The following is a 7,754-nucleotide window of genomic DNA, read 5'->3' as shown; positions in this document are numbered from 1 at the left end:
CAAGTGCCGTGCGTGTACTTGTCCTGGTTGCTCAAGGAATTGTGGAACTACTGGTTATCGCCGGCGACGGTGGGTGAGGTTCAAGTGAGTACCGCGGCGTGGCCGTGGGGAAAGTTTGTTTCGGTAGCCTGGGTGGTCGGGTGTTTGCTGGCATGCTGTTGGGTCCTGAGGCAACACACTGTTGTTTCTGGTGTGGTGTTTGAGAACTGTAGAGTGGATGCGAGCATCTTTGTGGTCAAGTTGTTAAGGGCACATGGTGGATGTCTTGGCTTCAGGAGCCGATGAAGGACGTAGGAGGCTGCGATAAGCCTCGGGGAGCTGTCAACCGAGCTGTGATCCGAGGATTTCCGAATGGGGAAACCCAGCACCAGTGATGTGGTGTTACCCGCCGGTGAATATATAGCCGGTGTGGAGGGAACGCGGGGAAGTGAAACATCTCAGTACCCGTAGGAAGAGAAAACAACCGTGATTCCGTGAGTAGTGGCGAGCGAAAGCGGAAGAGGCTAAACCGTGTACATGTCAAGCTGTCAGGCGTTGTGTGTGCGGTGTTGTGGGACCCAGCGTCGAGGATCTGACAGTCCTCGGAATGATCATGCATGTTAGTGGAACCGTTTGGGATGGCGGGCCGGAGTGGGTGAGAGCCCCGTACGCGAAAACATGTGGTGGTTGTTTGTGTGGTGTTCCCGAGTAGCAGCGAGCTCGTGGAATTTGCTGTGAATCTGCCGGGACCACCCGGTAAGCCTAAATACTTCCTGAAGACCGATAGCGGACTAGTACCGTGAGGGAAAGATGAAAAGTACCCCGGGAGGGGAGTGAAAGAGTACCTGAAACCGTGTGCCTACAAGCCGTCAGAGCCCGAGCACGTTGTGAGACGTTACGGTGATGGCGTGCCTTTTGAAGAATGAGCCTGCGAGTTAGTGCTGCGTGGCGAGGTTAACCCGTGTGGGGTAGCCGTAGCGAAAGCGAGTCTGAACAGGGCGAACATAGTCGCGTGGTCTAGACCCGAAGCGGAGTGATCTACCCATGGCCAGGGTGAAGCGACGGTAAGACGTCGTGGAGGCCCGAACCCACTTAGGTTGAAAACTGAGGGGATGAGCTGTGGGTAGGGGTGAAAGGCCAATCAAACTCCGTGATAGCTGGTTCTCCCCGAAATGCATTTAGGTGCAGCGTCACATGTTTCACTACGGGGGTAGAGCTACTGGATGGTCTAGGGGCCTTACCGGGTTACCGAAATCAACCAAACTCCGAATACCGTGGTGTGAGAGTGTGGCAGTGAGACGGCGGGGGATAAGCTTCGTCGTCGAGAGGGAAACAGCCCAGAACACCAGCTAAGGCCCCTAAGTGTGTGCTCAGTGGGAAAGGATGTGGGATTGCCCAGACAACCAGGAGGTTGGCTTAGAAGCAGCCACCCTTGAAAGAGTGCGTAATAGCTCACTGGTCAAGTGGTCCTGCGCCGACAATGTAGCGGGGCTTAAGCACACCGCCGAAGCTGTGTCATTGACACAGGAGATCCGCGACCTTCCTTGAGGGGGTTGTGTAGTCGTGTTGATGGGTAGGGGAGCGTCCTGCATCCAGGGAAGCGGCCGTGTGAACGAGTCGTGGAGGGTGTGGGAGTGAGAATGCAGGCATGAGTAGCGAATGCAGAGTGAGAAACTCTGCCGCCGGATGACCAAGGGTTCCTGGGCCAGGCTAATCCGCCCAGGGTAAGTCGGGACCTAAGGCGAGGCCGACAGGCGTAGTCGATGGACAACGGGTTGATATTCCCGTACCCGAGCATGTGCGCCCATGACGAGGCGTTTGATACTAACCACCCGAAGCCGGCGCTGATGTCTTCGGACGGAGGTGTCGTGTGGAGCGTGGGACCTGATTTCGTAGTAGTCAAGCGATGGGGTGACGCAGGAAGGTAGCTCCGCCAGGCGTTGGTTGTCCTGGTGTAAGCGTGTAGGAGAAAGCATAGGCAAATCCGTGCTTTAGATACTCTGAGACGTGATGCGTAGCCGTTTGAGGTGAAGTAGAGTGATCCTATGCTGCCGAGAAAAGCCTCTAGTGAGTGCATGCACGGCCCGTACCCCAAACCAACACAGGTGGTCAGGTAGAGAATACTAAGGCGATCGGGTGAACTGTGGTTAAGGAACTCGGCAAAATGCCCCCGTAACTTCGGGAGAAGGGGGGCCAAACATCCTGAAGCTCTTGACGGGCTAGGGGTGGGTGGCCGCAGAGACCAGCGGAAAGCGACTGTTTACTAAAAACACAGGTCCATGCGAAGTCGCAAGACGATGTATATGGACTGACGCCTGCCCGGTGCTGGAACGTTAAGAGGACCGGTTAACTCCTTTCGGGGGGTGAAGCTGAGAATTTAAGCGCCAGTAAACGGCGGTGGTAACTATAACCATCCTAAGGTAGCGAAATTCCTTGTCGGGTAAGTTCCGACCTGCACGAATGGCGTAACGACTTTCCGGCTGTCTCAACCACAGGCCCGGCGAAATTGCACTACGAGTAAAGATGCTCGTTACGCGCGGCAGGACGGAAAGACCCCGGGACCTTTACTATAGTTTGGTATTGGTTTTCGGTTCGGCTTGTGTAGGATAGGTGGGAGACTGTGAAGCTGTCACGCTAGTGGTGGTGGAGTCGTTGTTGAAATACCACTCTGGTCGAATTGGGAATCTCAACCTCGGACCATGATCTGGTTCAGGGACAGTGCCTGATGGGTAGTTTAACTGGGGCGGTTGCCTCCTAAAGAGTAACGGAGGCGCCCAAAGGTTCCCTCAGCCTGGTTGGCAATCAGGTGTTGAGTGCAAGTGCACAAGGGAGCTTGACTGTGAGACAGACATGTCGAGCAGGGACGAAAGTCGGGACTAGTGATCCGGCACCACCTGGTGGAAGGGGTGTCGCTCAACGGATAAAAGGTACCCCGGGGATAACAGGCTGATCTTGCCCAAGAGTCCATATCGACGGCATGGTTTGGCACCTCGATGTCGGCTCGTCGCATCCTGGGGCCGGAGTAGGTCCCAAGGGTTGGGCTGTTCGCCCATTAAAGCGGCACGCGAGCTGGGTTTAGAACGTCGTGAGACAGTTCGGTCCCTATCCGCCGCGCGCGTAGGATACTTGAGGAAGGCTGTCCCTAGTACGAGAGGACCGGGACGGACGAACCTCTGGTGTGCCAGTTGTCCCGCCAGGGGCATGGCTGGTTGGCCACGTTCGGAAGGGATAACCGCTGAAGGCATCTAAGCGGGAAGCCTGTTCCAAGATGAGGTATCCCACCCCGTGTGGGTTAAGGCCCCCAACAGACCATTGGGTTGATAGGCCAGAAATGGAAGCACAGTAATGTGTTGTCGAGTTGACTGGTACTAATAGGCCGAGGACTTGCCCACGAAGATGTTACGCATCCACTCTACAGCTCTGAAACACCACACCCGACACCACCACACAACACGGTGGTGAGTGTGTGTTGTTTTACAGTGTTTCGGTGGTCATAGCCCCAGGGAAACGCCCGGTCCCATTCCGAACCCGGAAGCTAAGCCTGGAAGCGCCGATGGTACTGCAACCGAAGGGTTGTGGGAGAGTAGGACACCGCCGAACTCAACCAACCAGCAGGGCCCCGGTCGAGGACACCACCCGTCCTCCCGGGGCCCTACTGCCATGTCACCCCCTGGGAGCCGGCGACGACGCCGCCCGGGGGGTGCTCTGCGTGGACCCGTAGGATGACCAGTCGGCCCCCTAGCGGGCCTTACCTACGAAACCAAGATTTTTTTCGATGGCAGGAGGCCAGGTGTCCGAGTTCGGTCGACGTGACTCAGAGGATGATGGGTCGCGGTCGGCTCGCCGCGACCAAGGCTCCCGCGGCAACCGGTCGGACGCGCCCCGGGGAGACCGGCGCGGCGCGCGGCAGGATCGGGGCGGACGCGACAGCAGCCACCAGGGACGTCCTCGTCGCGACGACCGCGGCGCGGGCGCCCGTGGCACGGGTGGCTACCAGGGCCGGCCCAGTTCGGGCGACGGCCCCCACCAGCGCGGCGGCTACGCCGGCAATCGCGACGACAACCGCTCCGGCGGCGGCTCGCGCGGCGGTTACGACAACCGTGGCGGCGGGCGTTCCGACGATCGCGGCACCGGTCGCCCCCAGGGCAAATCGTCCTACGGCGACCGCAAGGACTCCGGCCGGCGCTGGGAAGACCGCGGCAGCGGCGGTTACCAGGGGGGCTCCCGGGGATATCAGGGCGACCGCGACTCGCGTTCCGGCGGCGATCGCACCACTGGTGGCTACCGCGGCAGTCGTGACGCGGGCACCGGTGGTTATCAGGGCGGCCGTGACGCCAAGGATGGCCGTGCTTCCGGCGGATACCAGGGCAATCGTGACTCCCAGAGCGACCGGGGCTCCGGCGGCTACTCGAAGGGTGGCTCGGGTGGTTACCGGGGCGATCGTGACGATCGTGGCCAAGGCGGTTTCCGCGAGACGCGCGGCGCCGGCTCGGGCGGCTTCCGCAGCGGTGGGGACAATCGCTCCGGCGGCGGCTTCCGCGACGATCGCAGCGGCGGTGGTTTCAAGAGCGGTGGTTTCAAGAACGATCGAGACGACCACCGTTCCGGCGGCTACCAGGGGAACCGAGGCTCGGGCAGTGACTCGCGCGGCGGCTATCGCGGCGACCGGGACAGTGGCTTCCGCAGCGGCGGAGACCGTCGCGACGACCGGGGCGCCGGCGGTTACCGCGGTGGCGGCGACCGAGGTGGCAGTGGTTTCCGCAGTGGCGGGGATCGTCGTGATGACCGGGGGACCGGTGGGTTCCGCGGTGGTGACCGCCGGGAAGACCGTGGGGGCGGTGGCTACCAGGGTGGCTCCCGGGGCGGCAGCGGCGGCTATCAGAGCGACCGCTCCGGCGACCGCGGCTCTGGGTACCGGGGCGACCGGGGTGTTGGTGGCTACCAGGGTGACCGCGACTCGCGGTCCGGCGGGACCCGTGGCGGCGGAGACCGCCGGGACGACCGGGGCGGCAGCGGGTTCCGCAACGATCGCGGATCCGGCAGCGGATTCCGTAACGATCGTGGATCCGGCAGTGGGTTCCGCGATGATCGCGGTTCCGGCAGTGGATTCCGCAACGACCGTGGTTCTGGCGGCGGCTTCAAGCGGGACGACCGCGGTAGCTCCCGTGACTCGCGGGGCGGGAGTGATCGCGGGTTCGAGCGTCGTGGCTCGGCCGGGCGGGACGACCGCCGGGGTGACCGCGACGGTTATCGGCGTGACGACCGTTCCGGTGGTGCTGAGCGCAGCCGCACCGTCAATACCACCGGTACCACTGGTTTCGACGCCGCGGATCATGACCTCACCGATGACACCATGTCCTCGACCTTCGTGGACGAGACCGGCGCTGCCAGCGGCAGCCGGCCGGACACCGAGACTGTCGGCGACCGTGCAGCGGGCGACACTGCCGCCGAGTCCGGCCGGGAAACCGACCGGCCGAGGCGGGACGAGGGTGCTGTTCGCGACGACGTGGCCGGTCGGGCTGACCGCGGCCTCGAAGTTGCCGAGTCGGGCACCGGCGCGGACAGCGGTGACGGTGGGCCGGTCGTCGATGCGGACGGCACCGACGGGCTGAGTGCCGGTGACCGCCCGGGTAATGGTGCGGGCAGCACCGAGCGCGGGGACGGGCCGGATAGCAGCGCGGGAAGCACCGAGCGCGTGGACGGACTGGGCGCCAGCGAGGAGAGCACCGAGCGGTCGGACGGACGGGGCGCCAGCGAGGAGAGCACCGAGCGCGCGAACGCACGGGGCACCAGTGCGGATCGGGCCGACGACCGGCCGAGTGCCGGTGCCCCTGACCGGCGTGCCGACCGCGGGGACGACCGTCCCCGGCGGGACGAGCGGAGTGGCCGGGACGAGCGGACTGAGCGGCCCCGGCGGGACGACCGAGGCGGCCGGGACGAGCGGCCGCAGCGGTTCGAGCGGCCGCAGCGGGCCGATCGTCCGAACCGCGACCGCGACGACCGTCCCCGGCGGGATGACCGGCCGCAGCGTGAGGATCGGCCGCAGCGGGCTGGGCGCTTCGTCCGGGGCGGGGAGGATGCTGCGCTCGACGACGAGGCCATGGCGCGCGAACTGCTGGCCGCGCCCGAGTTGCCGGAGGGCGTCGAGTTCTCGGATCTGGACGAGGAGGCGCGCCGCGACCTGCGGACGTTGCCCAAGGGCCTGGCGGAGACGGTCGGGAAGCATCTCGTGGCCGCGGGCGGGCTGGTCGACAGCGACCCCGAGGCGGCGCTGGAGCACGCGAAGTACGCGAAGGCCAAGGCTTCGCGCGTGCCGATCGTGCGGGAGGCCCTCGGACTGGTCGCCTATCACGTCGGGAACTGGCAGGAAGCTCTGTCGGAGCTGCGGGCTGTGCGGCGGATGACGCGCAGCGACGAGCACATCGCCATCATCGCCGACGCCGAGCGGGCGCTCGGCCGGCCGGAGCGGGCGCTGGACCTGGCGAAGGAGACCGACACCTCGAAGCTGGCGAAGAGCACTCAGGTCGAGCTGGCGATTGTTGCGGCCGGGGCGCGTCGCGACCTCGGGCAGCTCGACGCCGCGGTCGTTTCGCTGCAGGGGCCCGATCTGATCCCCAGCAAGCGGGACCCGTGGAGTGCGCGCCTCTTCTACGCCTACGCCGACAACCTCGCGGCGGCCGGGCGCAAGGACGAAGCCGTGCGCTGGTTCCTCAACGCCTCCGAGGCCGACGCCGAGGACGAGACCGACGCCGCGGAGCGGGCGGCGGAGCTGTCGAATGAGTGACGCGCTCCTGGCGGGTTACGACGCGGTGCTGTTCGACCTGGACGGCACCGTCTACCACGGCACGCAGGTGATCGCGGGTGCGCCGGAGGCGGTGGAAGCCGTGCGCGAGCACGGCACCGCCGTCCGGTTCGTCACCAACAACGCGTCCAAGGCCCCCGGTGACGTCGTGGCGCACCTGCGCGAACTGGGCCTGCCGGCCGAGTCCTCGGAGGTGCACACGAGCGCCCAGGCCGCCGCGGCGGTGCTCGGCGGTCGCCTGCCCGCCGGGGCCGAGGTGCTCGTGGTGGGCACGGAGTCGCTGGCGGCGGAGGTGCGTGGGGCCGGCTTCACCCCGGTGCGCGAGAACGGCCCCGGTGTTGCCGCCGTCGTGCAGGGGCATTCGCCCGACAACGCGTGGGCCGACCTGGCCGAGGCGTGCCTCGCCATCCGGACGGGGGCGCTCTGGGTGGCGTGCAACGTCGACGCGACCTTGCCGACCGAGCGCGGGCTGCTGCCGGGCAACGGCTCGATGGTCGCCGCCCTGCGCACGGCCACCGACACCGAGCCCGTGGTGGCCGGGAAGCCGCAGCCGCTGCTGTTCGAGACGGCCGCGCGCTCGGCCGGTGCCGCCCGCCCGCTCGTGGTCGGCGACCGGCTGGACACCGACATCGCCGGAGCGGTCGCGGCGGGGGTCGACTCGCTCGCCGTGCTCTCCGGCGTCGCCACTCCGGCCGGGCTGCTCACCGCGGTCGCGGCGGAGCGGCCGACGCACCTGGCCGCCGACCTCACCGCGTTGACCCAGCCAGCCGGCGGGCTGAAGATCGGGCCCCGCCCGGGCTGGGAGATCACCGCCGGGGACGAGCTGGTGGCCGCCGGCCGCGGCGGTCCCCTCGACCTCCTGCGCGCGCTGTGCCACGCGGCGTGGGAGACCGGCGCGACCACGGTCCGCGCGGACGGCGACGCGGCGGCCGCGGCGGTGGCCGAGCTCGGACTGGCCTGACTGGTAGTTTTA

General features: G+C 65.6%; 3 protein-coding genes and 2 rRNA genes. 4 read left to right on the top strand and 1 reads right to left on the bottom strand.

From position 1 onward, the window contains the following. Nucleotides 1-233 precede the first annotated feature (233 nt). Both NYF13_RS31210 and rrf read left to right on the top strand, forming a co-directional pair. Nucleotides 234-3,371 (top strand): 23S ribosomal RNA (locus NYF13_RS31210). Between the two features lie 91 nt (nucleotides 3,372-3,462). Continuing rightward, nucleotides 3,463-3,579 (top strand): 5S ribosomal RNA (rrf, locus tag NYF13_RS31205). A 214-nt stretch (nucleotides 3,580-3,793) separates the two neighbouring features. Here rrf and NYF13_RS31200 read toward each other — a convergent pair. Beyond that, nucleotides 3,794-5,314 carry a hypothetical protein gene (locus tag NYF13_RS31200; RefSeq protein ID WP_315661523.1) on the bottom strand — a complete coding sequence of 507 codons (1,521 nt, stop codon included), beginning with the start codon at nucleotides 5,312-5,314 and terminating at the stop codon, nucleotides 3,794-3,796. Nucleotides 5,315-5,332: 18 nt separating this feature from the next. On the opposite strand from NYF13_RS31200, the gene NYF13_RS31195 reads away from it, so the two are divergent. Both NYF13_RS31195 and NYF13_RS31190 read left to right on the top strand, forming a co-directional pair. Beyond that, nucleotides 5,333-6,763, top strand: a complete 1,431-nt coding sequence (locus tag NYF13_RS31195; RefSeq protein WP_315661522.1) for a hypothetical protein — start codon at nucleotides 5,333-5,335, stop codon at nucleotides 6,761-6,763. Beyond that, on the top strand, nucleotides 6,756-7,742 hold the full coding sequence (locus NYF13_RS31190; RefSeq protein WP_315661521.1) for an HAD-IIA family hydrolase: 987 nt from the start codon (nucleotides 6,756-6,758) through the stop codon (nucleotides 7,740-7,742). Before NYF13_RS31195 ends, NYF13_RS31190 begins: the two co-directional genes overlap by 8 nt. Nucleotides 7,743-7,754: the final 12 nt, after the last annotated feature.

Source organism: Amycolatopsis sp. PS_44_ISF1 (assembly GCF_032335455.1).
GTDB lineage: Bacteria > Actinomycetota > Actinomycetes > Mycobacteriales > Pseudonocardiaceae > Amycolatopsis.
The sequence above is the reverse complement of the archived record's forward strand: the minus strand, read 5'-3'. Positions and strand labels throughout refer to the sequence as shown.